This is a genomic window from Agrobacterium sp. D14, from assembly GCF_001526505.1.
In the GTDB taxonomy this organism is placed as follows: domain Bacteria; phylum Pseudomonadota; class Alphaproteobacteria; order Rhizobiales; family Rhizobiaceae; genus Agrobacterium; species Agrobacterium leguminum.
The window spans coordinates 22,064-39,492 of record NZ_ASXX01000016.1; the positions used below are offsets into that span (position 1 = coordinate 22,064).

At 60.9% G+C, this 17,429-nt stretch carries 16 protein-coding genes and 1 pseudogene; 13 read left to right on the forward strand and 4 right to left on the reverse strand.

Annotated features, from left to right (window positions below):
• Positions 1 to 23: 23 nt before the first annotated feature.
• Together L901_RS12410 and L901_RS12415 are read left to right on the forward strand one after the other, a co-directional pair.
• The gene (locus L901_RS12410; protein ID WP_059757214.1) at positions 24 to 2,027 is read left to right on the forward strand and encodes an aldo/keto reductase; all 2,004 of its coding nucleotides are present in this window, start codon (positions 24 to 26) and stop codon (positions 2,025 to 2,027) included.
• A gap of 329 nt (positions 2,028 to 2,356) precedes the next feature.
• The gene (locus tag L901_RS12415) at positions 2,357 to 3,589 is read left to right on the forward strand and encodes a Xaa-Pro peptidase family protein (protein ID WP_059757057.1); all 1,233 of its coding nucleotides are present in this window, start codon (positions 2,357 to 2,359) and stop codon (positions 3,587 to 3,589) included.
• A gap of 8 nt (positions 3,590 to 3,597) precedes the next feature.
• Here L901_RS12415 and L901_RS12420 read toward each other — a convergent pair whose 3' ends face one another.
• From L901_RS12420 to L901_RS12430, 3 genes are all read right to left on the reverse strand, one after another.
• Complete coding sequence (locus tag L901_RS12420) at positions 3,598 to 3,915, reverse strand: cupin domain-containing protein (RefSeq protein ID WP_059757059.1); 318 nt, start codon at positions 3,913 to 3,915, stop codon at positions 3,598 to 3,600.
• Positions 3,916 to 3,957: 42 nt separating this feature from the next.
• Positions 3,958 to 4,695, reverse strand: coding sequence for a FadR/GntR family transcriptional regulator (locus L901_RS12425; protein WP_020812260.1), 738 nt, complete (start codon positions 4,693 to 4,695; stop codon positions 3,958 to 3,960).
• A 109-nt stretch (positions 4,696 to 4,804) separates the two neighbouring features.
• Positions 4,805 to 5,602, reverse strand: coding sequence for an NAD(P)-dependent oxidoreductase (locus L901_RS12430; RefSeq protein ID WP_059757062.1), 798 nt, complete (start codon positions 5,600 to 5,602; stop codon positions 4,805 to 4,807).
• Positions 5,603 to 5,740: 138 nt separating this feature from the next.
• Between L901_RS12430 and kduI the strand changes: the two genes are divergently transcribed.
• From kduI to L901_RS12470, 8 genes and pseudogenes are all read left to right on the forward strand, one after another.
• Positions 5,741 to 6,565 carry a 5-dehydro-4-deoxy-D-glucuronate isomerase gene (gene kduI, locus L901_RS12435; RefSeq protein ID WP_059757065.1) on the forward strand — a complete coding sequence of 275 codons (825 nt, stop codon included), beginning with the start codon at positions 5,741 to 5,743 and terminating at the stop codon, positions 6,563 to 6,565.
• A complete protein-coding gene (gene kduD, locus L901_RS12440) occupies positions 6,562 to 7,305 on the forward strand; it encodes a 2-dehydro-3-deoxy-D-gluconate 5-dehydrogenase KduD (protein ID WP_020812257.1) in 744 nt (247 codons plus the stop codon). The genes kduI and kduD overlap by 4 nt, the downstream gene beginning before the upstream one ends.
• 114 nt (positions 7,306 to 7,419) lie before the next feature.
• Positions 7,420 to 8,331 (forward strand): 5-dehydro-4-deoxyglucarate dehydratase, encoded by a 912-nt coding sequence (gene kdgD, locus L901_RS12445; protein ID WP_003522686.1) that lies wholly within the window; start codon positions 7,420 to 7,422, stop codon positions 8,329 to 8,331.
• A 36-nt stretch (positions 8,332 to 8,367) separates the two neighbouring features.
• The gene (locus L901_RS12450; protein ID WP_059757068.1) at positions 8,368 to 9,504 is read left to right on the forward strand and encodes a D-galactarolactone cycloisomerase; all 1,137 of its coding nucleotides are present in this window, start codon (positions 8,368 to 8,370) and stop codon (positions 9,502 to 9,504) included.
• A complete protein-coding gene (locus tag L901_RS12455) occupies positions 9,501 to 10,379 on the forward strand; it encodes an amidohydrolase family protein (protein WP_059757070.1) in 879 nt (292 codons plus the stop codon). Before L901_RS12450 ends, L901_RS12455 begins: the two co-directional genes overlap by 4 nt.
• 144 nt (positions 10,380 to 10,523) lie before the next feature.
• A pseudogene (locus L901_RS12460) lies at positions 10,524 to 11,500 on the forward strand (TRAP transporter substrate-binding protein).
• 69 nt (positions 11,501 to 11,569) lie between these two features.
• On the forward strand, positions 11,570 to 12,091 hold the full coding sequence (locus L901_RS12465; protein WP_003522682.1) for a TRAP transporter small permease: 522 nt from the start codon (positions 11,570 to 11,572) through the stop codon (positions 12,089 to 12,091).
• Positions 12,092 to 13,372: a TRAP transporter large permease gene (locus L901_RS12470; RefSeq protein ID WP_059757073.1), complete on the forward strand. Its 1,281-nt coding sequence runs from the start codon at positions 12,092 to 12,094 to the stop codon at positions 13,370 to 13,372.
• Positions 13,373 to 13,401: 29 nt separating this feature from the next.
• Here the strand turns inward: L901_RS12470 and L901_RS12475 are convergent, their stop codons facing one another.
• Complete coding sequence (locus L901_RS12475) at positions 13,402 to 14,328, reverse strand: AraC family transcriptional regulator (RefSeq protein WP_059757076.1); 927 nt, start codon at positions 14,326 to 14,328, stop codon at positions 13,402 to 13,404.
• Positions 14,329 to 14,540: 212 nt separating this feature from the next.
• Between L901_RS12475 and L901_RS12480 the strand changes: the two genes are divergently transcribed.
• Genes L901_RS12480 through L901_RS12490 form a run of 3 tightly spaced genes read left to right on the forward strand, consistent with a single transcriptional unit; the run spans position 14,541 to position 17,414 of the window.
• Positions 14,541 to 15,422: a carbohydrate ABC transporter permease gene (locus tag L901_RS12480; protein ID WP_020812253.1), complete on the forward strand. Its 882-nt coding sequence runs from the start codon at positions 14,541 to 14,543 to the stop codon at positions 15,420 to 15,422.
• A 4-nt stretch (positions 15,423 to 15,426) separates the two neighbouring features.
• Entirely contained in the window at positions 15,427 to 16,311 is an 885-nt protein-coding gene (locus L901_RS12485; protein WP_059757080.1) for a carbohydrate ABC transporter permease, read from the forward strand.
• 2 nt (positions 16,312 to 16,313) lie between these two features.
• Entirely contained in the window at positions 16,314 to 17,414 is a 1,101-nt protein-coding gene (locus L901_RS12490) for an ABC transporter ATP-binding protein (protein WP_059757083.1), read from the forward strand.
• The last annotated feature ends 15 nt before the right edge of the window (positions 17,415 to 17,429 follow it).

The window sequence follows — 17,429 nt, forward strand, 5'->3', positions numbered from 1 at the left end:
CTGATATGAAGGACGAGGATTTCATGACGACCGAACAACCGATCCGCTGGGGCATCATCGGCCCGGGCACCATCGCGAGAACCTTTGCCGATGGTATCGCGCATTCCCGCACCGGCAGGTTAGAGGCCATCGCCACCCGCAATCCGGACAAGCCCGGCCTTGCAGAGGCCTTCGCCGGTGCGCGCATCATCCATGGTTACGATGCGCTGCTTGCCGATCCCGATATCGACGCCGTCTATATCGCCACACCCCATACCGGCCATGCCGAATGGGCGATCAAGGCAATCCGGGCGGGTAAAAACGTGCTGGTGGAAAAGCCCATCGCGCTTTCCGCCTATGATGCCGACGCCATTTTCCACGAGGCGAAAAAGGCCGGCGTCTTCTCGGGCGAGGCCTATATGTATCGCCTGCACCCGCAGACGGCGAAATTGCTGGAGCTGGTGAAAGCCCGTGCGGTGGGCGATATCCGCATCATCCGCTCCAGCTTCGGTTTCAACATGGGCTCGTTCCGGGCCGATCACCGGCTTTTCGCCAATGAAACGGCGGGCGGCGGCATTCTCGATGTCGGCGGTTATCCGGTTTCCATGGTGCGGATGATCGCTGGCGCCGTGGACGGAAAACCTTTCGCCGAACCGGAAAAGGTGGCGGGCGCCGCCCATCTCGGCCAGTCGGGCGTCGATGAATGGGCCTCGGCTGTGCTGAAATTCGCAAATGGCATCGTCGCCGAAGTCTCGTGCTCGATCATGGCGGCGCAGGACAATGTGCTGCGCATCATCGGCTCGGAAGGCCGCATTGAGGTCAAGGATTTCTGGTTCGCCGCCGGCCACAAGGGCGGCACCGGGCGGATCGATATCATCAGGGGCGACAAGGTCGAAACCATCGAGCTGCCGGAGGATCGCTGGCTTTATTCCTTCGAAGTCGATGCGGCCGGCGAGGCGATCCGCCAGGGCAGACATGAATTCGATGCGCCCGGCATGGCCTGGGCGGACAGTCTTGGCAATCTGCGTGTCATGGATCAATGGCGGGCTTCCGTCGGGCTCGAATACAGCATTGAAAAAGCAGCATCGCGCATTGCCAATATTGCCGGCGGCAAGGTCGTGGCCGGAAACGCAGTGCCGAAGCGGCAGATTCCCGGCCTTGCCAAACCCGCTTCCGTGGTCGCGCTCGGTTTCGAATTCTTCCCCAATTTCGCTTCCGCATCCCTGACGCTGGATGCCTTTTACGAGGCGGGCGGCAATCTCTTCGATACGGCTTATGTTTATGGTGCAGGAAAGACCGAGGCGATCTTCGGCGACTGGCACACCAGCCGCAATGTGCCGCGCGAAGAGATCGTGCTGATCGGCAAGGGCGCACATTCGCCGCTCTGCTATCCTGACATGATCGCAAAGCAGCTCGACCAGTCGCTCGCGCGGCTGAAGACGGATTATGTCGATGCCTATTTCATGCATCGCGATAATCTGGAGGTTCCGGTCGGCGAGTTTGTCGATGCCATGGATGCCGAAGTCCGGCGCGGGCGCATTCGCGGCATTTTCGGCGGTTCGAACTGGACGCGCGAGCGCATGGATGAGGCGGCCGCCTATGCTGCGAAGAACGGCAAGCAGGCTCCGGCCGCGCTTTCCAACAATTTCTCGCTGGCGGAAATGCTCGATCCCATCTGGGCGGGCTGCGTCGCGGCATCCGATGACGAGTGGAAGGAATGGCTGAAATCCCGCCAGATTCCTAATTTCGCCTGGTCCAGCCAGGGGCGCGGGTTTTTCACGGACAGGGCAGGGCGCGACAAGCATGACGATGAAGAAATCGTCCGCGTCTGGTATTCCGACCGCAATTTCGTCCGCCGCGACCGGGCGATCGAGCTTGCCCAAGAACTTGGGCGCCACCCGATCCACATCGCGCTCGCCTATGTCATCGCCCAGCCTTTCCCGGTCATTCCGCTGATCGGGCCGCGCACGATTGCGGAGCTGGAGGATAGTCTTTCGGCGCTGGATATCAGGCTGACGGATGAGCAGGTGAAGTGGCTGGAGGCGTGAAAGACAATGAGACGGCGGATTTATCCGCCGCTCGTTCGGATAGGGCAAGACGTTGCGGCATATTTCTTCTCCCCGCCGGGGAGAAGGTGGCCCGAAGGGTCGGATGAGGGGGCAACGCTGCCGTAACTCACTACCCTTGCCCCCTCATCCCGCTGCCGCGGACTTCTCCCCGGCGGGGAGAAGAAACAAGCGGTAACCGCTCGCTCGAACTGACGATCTTCGGGGTGGAGATGTCATCTTCCACCTTCATTCCTCTCCCGGCGACTGCTAAAGCGTAGGTTCATAAACGTGTCGCGAAACACGGCAGCCAAACAATCACCGGGGTTCCCATGAGCGATATCGACCGAAGCCGTGCCCAGCAGCTGATGCGGGAAGCGGATATCGACGCGCTGGTGCTGTTCCAGCCCGAAGCCTTCCGTTATGCCGTCGGTGCCCATGCCGGTGTCGCGACCATGTGGGGCAGGGCGGGTTCGGCGATTGCGCTGGTGCCGGCCGATGCCGGTGCGCGGCTTGCCGCTGTCGTCAGCGATCATGCCGCCCCGCTTGTCAGGAAGGCCGCGCCGGAGATCGATCTGCGCTGCCATCGCATCTGGATCGATATGGTCGATCTGTCGGGCGTCGAAACCATCGCGCAGGTGGACGATGCCTATCGCCGCACCAATTCCGGTGGTCCGAGGCCGGAGACATTCGACCGCGACGCCTGTTTCGGCCTGCTGGCTGACCTGCTGCGAGAGCGCGGACTGTCGGCGGCGCGTATTGGCGCAGACCTCGAATTCATGCCCGCCGCCGATTTTCTGGCGCTGCGACAGGCGCTACCCGATGTCGACTGGGTTGACGGATCGGCCGTGCTGCGTCGCCTGCGCGCCGTGAAATCCGAGCGCGAGATCGAGCTTCTGAGGCGCGCGGCGATGGCTGCGGAGGCCGGGCTGGTCGCGATGGCTGCTGCCGTCAGGCCCGGCGCGGCGCTCGGCGGGCTTTCTGCCGCCTGGAAGGCCGGCGCACAGGCTCATGCCGTGAAATCCGGGTTTTCGCTGAGCGGCCATTGGGATTACATATCCGTCGGACCCGCTTTGTCGGATATGGCGGCGGTTGTCACGCCGGGTGCGCTCATCAAGGCCGATGTCGGCGCGCTGGTCGACGGTTATTCATCGGATGGCGCGCGGAGTTTTTCGTGGGGGCCGGTCTCTCCGCTCGCTGCCGATATTTTCAAGGCGCTGGAGGCGGCCTTTGCCCGTGGGCTGGAAGCGATTCGTCCGGGCAATACATTCGGTGCTGTGCACGCCGCCATGCTGGCCTCGATGCGCGGGCAAGGTTTCAGCGAATATTATCGCGGCCATTTCGGCCATTCCGTCGGCGGTGGCGTGGGCATCGAGGAATGGCCGTTCTTTTCCCATGACAATCCGGAAATTATTCTTCCCGGCATGGTCGTGGCGCTCGAAGCACCGTTTTATGGCGAAGGGCTGGGCGCGCTGATGATCGAGGACCAGTTCCTCGTCACCTCCTCCGGCGCGGAATGTATGAACAGCCTGCCGCGCAGCCTGCGGGATTTATCGGCGGACTGAGCGCCGGATCAGAGAAAGTCGTTGCGGCGCGGGGTAAAGCAGTCGATCAGCTCGCCCTCTTCCAGACACAGGCAGCCATGCTCGATATGGCCGGGAATGACGAGGCTATCGCCCTTCTGAAGGTCGTAGGCCTCGCCGTCGCGGTAAAAGCGGAAGCTGCCGCTGGCGACATAGGTGGATTGCACATGCGGATGGCTGTGCAGCCTGCCTTCGGCGCCGGTCTTGAAGCGGAAGGAGACCACCATCAGTTCCGGCGCTTCGGAAAGCACGGTGCGCTCCACGCCATCGTCGGGGGAAACGGTGGGGAAGGTCGGAAGCTGCTGCATATCGTTCTCCTCAGTCATGCAATGCGGTTTAAACATCTAGTCTCAGCGCGGCGCGCGCAACATGGAGCGATAACGCGTCTGGCTGCTTTTCAGGTGGCTGCGCATGGCGCTGCGCGCCGCCTCCTCGTCGCCGTCCTGTATCGCGATCAGGATCGCTTCGTGTTCACCGACGAGCCGGGCGAGATCGGCGGGCGAAAGCACGGTTTCCGTGCCGTTTTCGGCCACGGCGCGGCGCGGAATGAGGGTAGGGCCGAGCACCTGCAGAAACTCGCTGAAGCGGGGATTGTTGGTCGCTTCGGCAATGGCGAGATGGAAGGCGAAATCGGCCTCCGCCGTCGGCACGCCTTTGGTGGCGCTGGCGCGGAAGGCATCGAAGGCCTCAATGATCTTTTCCTCCTGCGCTGGCGAGCGGCGAATGGCGGCAAGACCGGCGGCGTCACCTTCCACGGCGGTGCGCAATTCCAGCATTTCGATCAGCGACGAGACACGTGCGAGATCGACATTGTGGAAGGGACGCCGCTCAGTGGGTGCGGGTTCCAGTACGAAAACACCCGCGCCCTGACGCGGCTCGACCAGACCGTCGGATCGCAGCGAGGCGATTGCCTCCCGCACCACGGTACGGCTGACACCGAATTCCTGCGTCATCTGCGCTTCGGAGGGAAGGCGTTCGCCCGTCTTGTAACGGCCCTTGGCGATCTGGCTGCGGAGTTCCTCCGAAACCTTCACCACAAGCGTTCTGCCTTGTGGAGCTGCCGGTTCGGAGCTTGTCGCTTTTGTCATCTTGGTCGCCGTTCTAAAAAATGTCGGTTGCGTGCACCGTTCCTCGATACGTCATTCGCGGCCTGGCATGCAATCCCGCCTTTTTAGCGGGAAAGGTCCGTGCGACATTTCACGTCTCCTTGAAGATCGGGTTGTCGACAAACACGCCACCCTGAAAGCGGACTACCGCGTCGCTCGGGTCCGGCTTGGGAGCTGTCCGGGCGATGTGTTCCCGGAAGGCCTCGGCATTGTCCTTCGGTTTCCATCCCAGAAAGCCGAGATGCGAATTGTCCCACCAGCTCGCATCGTTGGCGGATGCCCCCCAGACGACCGGACAGCCGAGCACGGGTGCGCGGAACGCCGCCTCGATCAGCGACACGAAATCGTCATGCGAAAACCATGTGGACAGCATGCGGTAATTGTTGGGTTCCGGGGTGCAGGAGCCGATGCGCACAAGCGCCGTCTCCTGTCCGAATTTCTCGAAATACAGGCGGGCGAGGTTTTCGCCGAAACATTTGGAAACGCCGTAGAGGCCGTCCGGGCGGAAGGGAACGTCGGGACCAAGCCGCTCGGTCTGGGGATAATAGCCGATCGTATGGTTGGAACTGGCGAAAACAATTCGCGGCTGGCCGTGGGCGCGGGCGGCCTCGTAGAGATTATAAAGCCCGATGATGTTGCCCTGAAGGATTTGTTCGAAAGGCTTCTCCACCGATATGCCGCCGAGGTGAACGATGCCGTCGCAACCGGCAACCATGGCATCCACGGCGTCTGCATCCGCAAGGTCGCATTGCATGCATTCCTCATTCGGGCCTGCCGGATCGAGCGGGGCGAGATCGGCAAGGCGAATGGTCTCGGCCATCGATGCAAGGCGTTTGCGCATGACGCGGCCAAGCTGGCCCGCAGCACCGGTAACAAGAAGCCGTTTCATTGCCATTCTCCCTCAGTGTCGCACGTCCCTGGCGTGGTCGAGATATGCCTATGCCTCTTGACCTTGTCATACAGATCGTACAAAAAGCGGATAACATATATTATGTGCCATACGCAACAATCATGAAGGATGAGTTTGATGTTGACCGTCGAAACAAGGCAGGCCGTGAACCCGGAATATGCAAAAACGCTGGATACCGAAGGGCTCCGCCGGCATTTCCTCGCCAACGACATGTTTCGTTCCGGCGAAATCAGGTTGATCTACACCCATTATGACCGCTTCGTGATGGGCGGCGCGGTGCCGAACGGTGCACCGCTGACGCTGGACAAGGTGGAAGAGACCAAAACGCCGTCCTTCCTCGACCGGCGTGAGATGGGCATCGTCAATATCGGCGAGACCGGCACGGTCAGCACCGGCGGCGAGACCTATACCCTCAATAGCGGCGACGTGCTTTATCTCGGTGCAGGCAGCGGTGCGGTGACCTTTGACGGGGCAGGGCGATTCTACATCACCTCCTGCCCGGCGCATCGCAGCCTGCCGGCAAAGCTCGTGACGCTGGCCAATAGCAAGGAGGTCAAGCTCGGCGCGACCGAAACCTCCAACAAGCGCACCATCAACCAGTTCATCCATCCGCTGGTCATGGAAAGCTGCCAGCTGGTGCTGGGTTATACCACGCTGGAGGACGGCTCCGTCTGGAACACCATTCCTTCCCACATTCACGATCGCCGCATGGAGGCCTATCTCTATTTCGGCATGGATGAGAAGTCGCGCGTGCTGCATCTGATGGGTGAGCCGCAGGAAACCCGGCATCTGTTCATTTCGAATGAAGAGGGTGCGATTTCCCCGCCCTGGTCCATCCATTCCGGCGCCGGCATCGGTTCTTACACCTTCATCTGGGCCATGGCGGGAGACAATGTCGATTACACCGACATGGACTTCATCCAGCCGGGGGATTTGAAATGAAGAATCCCTTTTCGCTTCAGGGGCGTAAGGCGCTCGTCACCGGCGCGAATACGGGGCTTGGCCAGGCGATTGCGGTGGGGCTCGCTGCTGCCGGCGCGGAGGTGGTCTGCGCCGCCCGCCGCGCGCCGGATGAAACGCTGGAGATGATCGCCAGGGACGGCGGCAAGGCCAGCGCATTGTCTATCGATTTTGCCGATCCGCTGGCGGCGAAGGACAGTTTTGCCGGCACCGGTTTCGATATTCTCGTCAACAATGCCGGCATTATCCGCCGTGCCGATTCCGTCGAGTTTTCCGAACTCGACTGGGACGAGGTGATGGACGTCAATCTCAAGGCACTGTTCTTCACCACCCAGGCTTTTGCGAAAGAGTTGCTGGCGAAAGGCCGGTCCGGCAAGGTGGTCAATATCGCTTCGCTCCTCTCCTTTCAGGGCGGTATTCGCGTGCCGTCCTATACGGCGGCGAAACATGGCGTCGCCGGCCTCACCAAGCTTCTGGCGAATGAGTGGGCGGCGAAGGGCATCAATGTGAATGCGATTGCGCCCGGTTACATCGAAACCAACAATACCGAGGCGCTGCGTGCGGATGCGGCCCGCAACAAGGCCATTCTCGAGCGTATTCCGGCCGGCCGCTGGGGCCATTCCGACGATATAGCCGGGGCGGCGGTTTTCCTTGCCTCGCCGGCGGCGGATTACGTGCATGGCGCCATTCTCAATGTCGATGGCGGCTGGCTGGCGCGCTGATCTGTTACAGATTTCAACAATTCATCATACAACATGTATGATGAATTGTTGACAAGCATGCGGCAACCGGGTTAGGTGGCTTCCAGTCAATGAATTTGCAAAGGAATACCAAACATGAACCCTGAACAAATCAAGGCGGCGCTCGGTTCCGGCCTGTTGTCTTTCCCGGTCACCCATTTCGATTCCGAGGGCCGTTTCGCTCAGGACAGTTACAGGGCGCATGTCGAATGGCTTGCCGGTTACAAGGCGCCGGTGCTGTTTGCCGCCGGCGGCACGGGGGAGTTCTTCTCGCTGAAGCCGGATGAAATTCCGACCATCGTTTCCGCCGCCAAGGACGTGGCCGGTGAAACCGCCATCGTTTCCGGCTGCGGTTACGGCACCGAGATCGCCGTCGATATCGCCCGCTCGGTCGAAAAGGTCGGCGCGGACGGCATCCTGCTTCTGCCGCATTATCTCATCGATGCGCCGCAGGAAGGCCTTTACGCCCACATCAAGAAGGTGTGTCAGTCGGTCGGCATCGGCGTCATGGTTTATAACCGTGACAATTCCGTGCTGCAGGCCGATACGCTGGCGCGTCTCTGCGACGAATGCCCGAACCTCGTCGGCTTCAAGGACGGCACCGGCGATATTGGTCTCGTTCGCCAGATCACCGCCAAGATGGGCGACCGCCTGATGTATCTCGGCGGCATGCCGACGGCGGAACTGTTTGCCGAAGCCTATCTCGGCGCCGGTTTTACCACCTATTCCTCGGCTGTCTTCAACTTCGTGCCGGGCCTTGCCAATGAGTTCTACGCCGCCCTGCGTGCCGGCGAACGCGCCACCTGCGAGCGTATCCTGACGGAATTCTTCTATCCGTTCATGGCGATCCGCAACCGCGCCAAGGGTTATGCCGTCTCCGCCGTCAAGGCCGGCGTCCGCCTGCAGGGCTTCAACGCCGGTCCGGTGCGCGCGCCGCTGAAGGACCTGACCAATGAGGAAATCGGCATGCTCGACGCCTTGATCGGCACGCACAAGCGCAAAGCCTGATTTGGAGGCCTGATCGAGACAAGCGGGAGGGGAGCCATGAAGATCACAGCGGTGCGCACGCATCTGCTCGAACATCGGCTGGACACGCCGTTCGAAAGCGCATCCATGCGTTTTGATCGCCGCGCCCATATTCTGGTGGAAATCGAATGCGACGACGGAACCGTCGGCTGGGGCGAATGCCTCGGCCCGGCGCGGCCCAACGCCGCCGTGGTTCAGGCTTACTCAGGCTGGCTCATCGGCCAGGACCCGCGCCAGACCGAAAAGATCTGGGCCGTGCTTTATAATGCCCTGCGCGATCAGGGCCAGCGCGGCCTCAGCCTCACGGCCCTGTCCGGTATCGATATCGCGCTGTGGGACATCAAGGGCAAGCACTACGGTGCTTCCATCTCGATGCTGCTCGGCGGGCGCTGGCGCGAAAGCGTGCGGGCCTATGCCACCGGCAGCTTCAAGCGCGATGGCGTCGACCGCGTTTCCGACAATGCGTCGGAGATGGCGGAGCGCCGGGCGGACGGCTTTCATGCCTGCAAGATCAAGATCGGCTTCGGTATCGAGGAGGACCTCCGCGTCATCGCCGCCGTGCGCGAGGCGATTGGGCCGGATATGCGGCTGATGATCGACGCCAATCACGGCTACACCGTCACCGAAGCCATCGCGCTCGGCAACCGCGCCGCCGATTATGGTATCGACTGGTTCGAAGAGCCGGTGGTTCCCGAACAGCTCGATGCCTATGCCCGGGTGCGGGCCGGCCAGCCGATCCCGGTTGCGGGCGGCGAGACCTGGCACGGGCGTTATGGCATGTGGCAGGCGCTTTCCGCCGGTGCCGTGGATATTCTCCAGCCCGATCTCTGCGGCTGCGGCGGTTTTTCCGAAACGCAGAAGATTGCGGCGCTCGCGACGTTGCACGGCGTGCGCATCGTGCCGCATGTCTGGGGCACCGGCGTACAGATTGCGGCAGCCCTGCAATTCATGGCGGCGATGACGCCCGATCCGGTGCGGGTCAATCCCATAGAGCCGATCATGGAATTCGACCGCACCTATAATCCGTTCCGGCAGGCTGTGCTGAGCGAGCCGATAGAGGCGGTAAACGGCGTCGTCACGATCCCGAACGGCCCCGGCCTCGGAATAGAGATCAACCGCGATGCATTGATTGAATTCAGGATGCCAGACCCGTGAGCGAACTTGTCAGAAAACTGAGCGGCACAGCGCCTCGGCCCGCTTTCCCGAAAGGCGCCGTCGATACGCAGATGCATCTCTATCTGCGCCACTATCCCGCCCTGCCGGGTGGACCGGGCCTGCCGCCGGGCGCTCTGCCCGGACCGGAGGATTATCGCAGCCTCATGCAATGGCTCGGCATCGACCGGGTCATCATCACCCAGGGCAACGCCCATCAGCGCGACAACGGCAACACACTCGCCTGTGTCGCGGAAATGGGCGAGGCGGCCCGCGCGGTGGTCATCATCGATGCCGGCACGACCGAAAAGGACGTGGAAAAGCTTGCCGCCGCAGGGGCCGTCGGTGCGCGTATCATGGATTTGCCGGGCGGTGCGGTAAACCTGTCCGAGCTGGAAGCCGTGGACGAGCGCGCGCATGCGGCCGACTGGATGGTGGCGGTGCAATTCGACGGCAATACGCTGCTCGATCACCTGCCGCGCCTTCAGAACATCCGCTCGCGCTGGGTGTTCGATCACCACGGCAAGTTCTTCAAGGGCATCAGAACCGATGGCCGGGAAATGGCGGCGCTTCTGAAACTCATCGACCGCGGCAATCTCTGGTTCAAGTTCGCCGGCGTTTACGAAAGTTCGCGCGAGAGCTGGCCCTATGAGGACGTCGCCGCCTTTTCGCGCGTCATCGCCGCCCATGCGCCGGAGCGCATCGTCTGGGGCACCAACTGGCCGCATAATTCCATCCGCGAGACGGCGGCCTATCCCGACGATGCCCGGCTTGCGGAACTCATACTCGGCTGGCTGCCGGATGAGGCGGCGCGCCACCGTGCGCTGGTGGAAAATCCGGAAGCGCTGTTCAAGCTGCCGCCAGTCACGGCGGCATAGGTCAATCCGGGATGGCTGGGGAAGGGAGGTCCCCATCATCCTTTTAAAGTGAAAGGTCTTTGCATGCCGGCCCGGATGGGCGTGAAAAAATCGGTCCGATAGCCTTGGAGGGGCTGGATCGTTTCAACAATGGAGGAGGAAAGCATGAAAAAGATTGCAAGCATGATGTGCGTCGCGATGGGGATCGCGCTCGCCGGTGTTTCCGCCAAGGCGCAGGAAATCACCCTGCGTTCGGCCGATATTCATCCCGACGGTTATCCGACGGTCGAAGCCGTAAAATATATGGGCGAGCTTCTGGCCGAGCGCACCAAGGGCCGATCAAGATACAGGTCATGAACAATTCCGTTCTCGGCGGCGAGAAGGATACCATCGAGCAGACCCGCTTCGGCGTCATCGACATGAACCGCGTCAATGCCGCGCCCTTCAACAATCTGGTCAAGGAAACCACCGTCCTCGGCCTGCCTTTCCTGTTCCGCTCGACGGAACACATGCACAACACGGTCGACGGCCCGATCGGCGATGAGGTTCTGGCGGCTTTCGAACCGCACGGCCTCATCGGTCTCGCCTTTTACGATTCCGGCGCGCGGTCCTTCTACACCACCAAAAAGCCCATTGAAAAACTCGCGGACCTGAAGGGCCTGAAAATCCGCGTGCAGCAGTCGGATCTATGGATTTCGATGATGCAGGCCTTTGGCGCCAACCCGACGCCGATGCCGATGGGCGAGGTCTATTCCTCGCTTGAAACCGGCGTCGTCGACGGTGCGGAAAACAACTGGCCCTCTTACGAATCCGCCCGTCACTACGAGGTTGCGAAGAACTACTCCCTGACGGAACATTCGCTGAACCCGGAAATCCTCGTCATTTCCAAGGTCTCTTACGACAAGCTCTCTCCGGAAGATCAGAAGCTGTTGCGTCAGGCGGCCAAGGATTCCGTCGGCAAGATGCGTGAACTCTGGAGCGCCCGCGAAAAGGCGTCGGAAGAAAAGGTCCGCGCCGGCGGCGTCAATGTCATCAAGGTCAACAAGGAGGAATTCGCTGCCGCGATGGGTCCCGTCTACGACAAGTTCGTCACCGATCCGAAGATGAAAGACCTTCTGGAACGGGTGAAAGCGGTCAAGTAATGCGCGGAAAACCGGCCCTGTGAACAGGGCCGGTTTTCTTTTGTCGCCGTTGACGCGGAGGAACGGACAATGCGAAATTTCATGCGGGCCATTCGCCCCTTTCTCGGCGCGCTCAGTCACGCGTCGCTTTACATTGCCGGTATCGGCATGATCGCCATGACGCTTATCGTCGGCTGGCAGGTCTTTGCGCGGTATATTCTGAACGATTCACCCAGCTGGTCGGAGCCGCTGTCGCTGCATCTCATGTCATGGTTCATCATGCTGGGTGCGGCAGTGGGCGTGCGCGAAAGCGTGCATCTGGGGCTGGATATATTGCGCTACATGATGCCGCCACGCGTGCAGAAGGGAATGGACCTTACCAGCCTTGCCCTGATCTTTTTCTTCGGCGCCGGCATGGCCTGGTATGGCACCTCGCTTTCCATGGGCACATGGACGGCGACGATCCCGGTTCTCGGCTGGCCGGGCGGCACGGATTTCTTCCCGCTGATCGGCGGCGGTTTCCTCATCGCGCTGTTTGCGGCTGAACGTTTCGTCGATCTCGCCATTGGCGAGGAGATTGCGGCCGATGTGATCGTGCAGGAGGCAGCGTAGATGGCTTACACCATTCTCTTCGGGGTCTTCACCCTGCTGATGCTGATCGGCACGCCGATAGCATTTTGCCTCGGCATTGCCTCTTTCGCCACGGTTCTTTATCTCGGCCTGCCGCCCATTGTCGTGTTCCAGCAGATGAATTCCGGCATGAACGTGTTTGCGATGATGGCGATACCATTTTTCATCTTCGCCGGCGACCTGATGGTGCGCGGCGGCATCGCCCATCGCCTCATCCGCTTTGCGGCCGGTCTCGTGGGACACCTGCGCGGCGGTCTCGGCCAGGTCAATATCGTGGCCTCGACGCTGTTCGGCGGCATTTCCGGTTCGGCCGTGGCCGATGCCTCGGCCGTCGGCGGGCTGATGATCCCGCAGATGGCCAAGCGCGGCTATGACAGGGACTATGCGGTCAATGTCACGGTCAATGCGGCCATCATCGCGCTGATGATACCGCCCTCGCATAACATGATCCTTTATTCGATTGCGGCGGGCGGCAATGTTTCGGTGGCCGATCTCTTCACCGCCGGCATCGTTCCGGGTTTCCTGCTTGCAGCGGCGCTGATGGTGACGGCCTATATCGTTGCCCGGCGCAAGGGTTATCCTTCCGAGCCGTTCCCGGGCTTCTCGAAGCTGATGTATTATCTCTTGGCTTCGTTCCCCGGCATCCTGTTGATCGGCATCATCTTCGGCGGCGTGCGTTCGGGCATCTTCACTGCGACGGAAAGTTCCTGCATCGCGGTTCTCTACGCCTTCCTCGTTGCGATGCTGGTCTATCGCGAGCTGGACTGGAGCGGTTTCGTGGAGGCGGTGATGGGCGCGGTGCGGACGACGGCCATGGTTCTGCTGGTCATCGGCACGGCGGCGTCCTTCGGCTGGCTGATGGCCTTCCTGCAGGTGCAGACGCTGATGATTGCCGCAATCAGCGCGATTTCGGACAATCCGATCATCGTGCTGCTTGTCATCAATGTCATCCTGCTGCTGCTCGGCACCTTCATGGATATGGCGCCGATGGTCATCATCTCCACGCCGGTGCTTCTGCCCGTCGTGAAGGCCTTCGGCATCGACCCCGTGCATTTCGGCGTGGTGATGATCCTGAACGCCGGTATCGGGCTCAACACGCCGCCGGTCGGAACGGTGCTTTTCGTCGGCTGCGCGGTCGGCGGCATATCGATACGGGAAGCGATGCGGACGATCTGGCCGTTCTTCGGGGCCAGCATCGCGGTGCTGCTTGCCGTCACCTATATTCCGTCGCTGTCCCTGTGGTTGCCGTCACTGTTCCGGTAATTCCAGCGCTTTCAAACGAGAAGGCCCCGCTATGCCGGGGCCTTTTCCGTTTCAGTGGCAAGCAGCCTTTGCTGCTCGTGTTCGTCAAAGGCCATGAGATTGCCGTGCCGGCTGCGGCGTATGCGGTTCATATGGTCGCGCGGGCTTAACCCCAATGTCCGTTTGAACATGCGCGAGAAATAATAGGGGTCGCCATACCCCACTTCGGCGGCCGCCGCCGAGACCGAAAGCCCCGCCTCGAGAAAATGCATGGCGCGTTCCATGCGTTTGAACTCCTGATATTTACGCGGGGTTCGTCCGACGCGTTTTTGAAATTCGCGCAGAAAATAATCGCGATTATAGGGAGCCGCCTCGGTCGCCCGGCCGGCAATGTCGGGGTCCAGCGGATTGGCCGAAATCATGGTGATCGCCTTCATCACCGCAAGGTCGAGGCCTTCCGTCCCCTCCGGCTGGAAACTCGGCCGGTCGACCCATCCGAGGAAGGCGTCGTCGATGAAGGCGATGAGAAGCACCATGAAAAGATGATGCTGGCCAAGCGTGACGGAGGAGGGTGGGGCGCTCTGCCGGTAGTGGCGCACCAGCGGTTCCAGCAGCGGCCAGCGGCTCAGCCTCACTTTGGGCTTTAGGTCCATCTGCGCGATCAGGTTGTGGCGGCCGTAAATATCCAGCGTGAAATGCTGCGCCACCCCGCGATAGGTGACGGCCTGCTCGTTCCAGCCGACAAAGCGCTGCCCCCGGAAAATCAGCATGGCGTCACCCGGCTCCAGCACCCGCGCCTCGCCATCGACGAGATAATGCCCGCGCCCTTCCAGGCAGATGATGAGGTCGTCCACCTGATTGGATTTGTCGATCTGCCAGGTGCGCGAATGCTCCATCTTGATCGTTGCGCGCGTCAGGTTGAGGTTGAGCGCCGCAGGCGGAACGGACGACAGAATGCCACCTTCGATTTCGTCCATCTTTTTCCTCGTCTTTGTTAATTCACCTTGGCGCGGAAATTTGGTTTTGTCACCGCATAAATTGCTTTTATGCGCCGTATCAATGAGGGAGGAGATCGGTCGCGGCGAGAGACTGCGCCATCATGCGCCCGCCGCCGGCCGTTCCGGGAGAATCACTTGTACGAAATTGTATTCTGTCATTCGCGTTCCACTGGGACGCGGGGAGGAGCATTATGAAATCTCAGCGCTTCCTCGGGCTGGGATATCTGACGCCTTATATCGTCGGGCTTTTGGTCTTTACGGCCATCCCGTTTCTCGGCTCGCTCTATCTCAGCTTCACCCGTTACGATCTGATGAGCGATCCCAGCTGGGCGGGGCTGGCCAATTACGAGCGGCTGTTCACCCGCGACCGCACCTTCATGAAATCGCTGAACGTTACCCTGTTCTACGTGTTTCTGACGGTGCCGCTGAAGCTTGCCTTCGCGCTGTTCATTGCGGCCATACTCAATTACAAGCTGCAATTCATCAACTTCTTCCGCACCGCCTTTTACGTGCCGTCCATTCTCGGCGGCTCCATCGCGATTGCGGTTCTGTGGCGCTATATCTTCGCAAGCGAGGGGCTTGCCAATATGGCGCTGGCCGCCATCGGCCTGTCGCCGGTGGACTGGTTCGGCGATCCGGGCAACGCGCTTTTCACCATCACGCTGCTGCGCTGCTGGCAGTTCGGTTCGGCCATGGTGATCTTTCTCGCCGCCCTGCAATCCATCGACAAGTCGCTTTACGAGGCCGCCGCCATCGATGGCGCGGGCAAGGTGAGAACCTTCTTCTTCATCACGCTGCCGCTTCTGACGCCGGTGATCTTCTTCAACCTCATCATGCAGATGGTTCAGGCATTCCAGGAGTTCAACGGGCCTTACATCATCACCCAGGGCGGACCGCTGAAGTCCACTTATCTCTTGCCTCTTTACATCTATGACGAGGCTTTCAAGAAGTTCAACATGGGCTATGCCTCCGCCATCGCCTGGGTGCTCTTCACCATCATCACCGTGCTGACCCTCGTGGCCTTCTGGTCCTCGAAGAAGTGGGTCTATTACGCCGGCGACAAGCGGAACTGATGCCATGACCGATATCGCAACCCTAAACGACATGCAGGCGGCCCGTCGGGCGCGGCTGAGACTCGTCTCCACCTCGGTCCGCTACGTGCTTCTCTTCGCGGTCGGCCTCATCATGCTCTACCCGCTGATCTGGCTGGTGGGCGCAAGTTTCAAGACCAATTCGGAAATCTTCTCCGGCGCGGGCTTCATCCCCGAAAACCCGACGCTGGACGGTTATATTCGCGGCTGGGAAACCTCGACGCCCTATACGTTCGGTCGGTTCTTCTGGAATTCGTTCCTGATCATCCTGCCGAAAGTCATCGGCACGGCGATTTCCTGCACCATGGCGGCCTATGCCTTCGCCCGCTTCGATTTTCCGCTGAAGAAAATCCTGTTCGGTTCTGTCATCGCCATCCTGCTGCTGCCGAATGTCGTTACCCGCATTCCGCAATATATCCTGTTTCGCGATCTCGGCTGGCTGGACAGTTTCCTGCCGCTCTGGGTGCCATCGGCGCTCGCCGGCGATGCCTTTTTCGTCTTCATGCTGGTGCAGTTCCTGCGCTCGCTGCCATCGGACATGGAAGAGGCCGCCCGGGTGGATGGCGCCAACAGCCTGCAGACGCTGATTTACATCGTCGTGCCGATGCTGGCGCCGGCGCTGATCTCGGTTTGTCTGTTCCAGTTCATGTGGACGATGAACGACTTTCTCGGGCCGCTGATCTACCTGTCCTCGGTCGACAAATATCCGGTGAGCCTCGCGCTCAAACTCTCCATCGACACCACCGAAGCCTTCGAATGGAACCGCATCCTGGCGATGTCGGTGCTGACGATCGCGCCTGCGCTGATCGTGTTCTTCGCGGCGCAACGGTATTTCATTGAAGGGATCTCGTCTGGCGGGGTCAAGGGCTGAAAATGGCAAGCGTTCAACTTAAAAATCTCGAAAAAGTCTATGGCGGCAGCTTCAAGGCCGTGCACGGCATCAATCTCGATGTGGAGGATGGTGAGTTCATGGTGTTTGTCGGTCCCTCCGGCTGCGCCAAATCCACGACGCTGCGCATGGTGGCGGGGCTGGAGGAAATCACCGGCGGCGAAATCCTGATCGGCGACCAGCGCGTCAACGACCTGCCGCCCGGCAAGCGCTCCATCGCCATGGTCTTCCAGAATTATGCGCTTTATCCGCATATGAAGGTGCGCGGCAATCTCGCCTTCGGCCTGAAGATCGCCGGTGTCGCCAGGCCAGAGATCGAAAAGGCAATCGACAATGTCGCGCGCATTCTCGAAATCGAGCCGCTGCTCGACCGTCTGCCGAAACAGCTTTCCGGCGGACAGGCGCAGCGTGTGGCGCTGGGCCGCGCGCTCATCAAGAAGCCCGGCGTGTTCCTGTTCGATGAGCCGCTGTCCAATCTCGATGCCAAGCTGCGGGCCTCCATGCGGGTGCGCATCACCGATCTGCACCGTCAGCTGAAGGCGGAAGGCCTGTCCTCGACGGTGATTTACGTCACCCATGACCAGACGGAGGCCATGACCATGGGCGACCGTATCTGCGTCATGCAGGCGGGTCGCATCATGCAGGTCGCGACACCGAAGGAGCTTTATAACCATCCCGCCAATCTTTTCGTCGCCGGCTTCATCGGCACGCCGGAAATGAACCTGGTGGATGTGGCAATTGAGGGCGCGGAGTTCGTCATTGCCGGCCAGCGGCTGCCGATCGGTACGCATCTGGAACAACGGCTATCGGCCAGACCCGCAAACGCCGTCATAGGCATCCGCCCGCAGCATCTTGCGCTGGCGGGGGAGACGGATGGCCCGGCGCTGCAGGCGAAACTCACCAATGCGGAATTCATGGGCCACGAGGTCTATCTGCACGCCGATCTCGGCGGCCAGAAAGTCGTCAGCGTCGTTGGCGCGGCCGAATTCGAGGCGCTTGGGCGCGACGGCATCCTGCGGCTGAAGCCGGACCCGGAGAAGCTGCATATTTTCGACAAGGCCGACGGTCGCAACGTCTCGCTGTGAGGAGGGGACGGACGT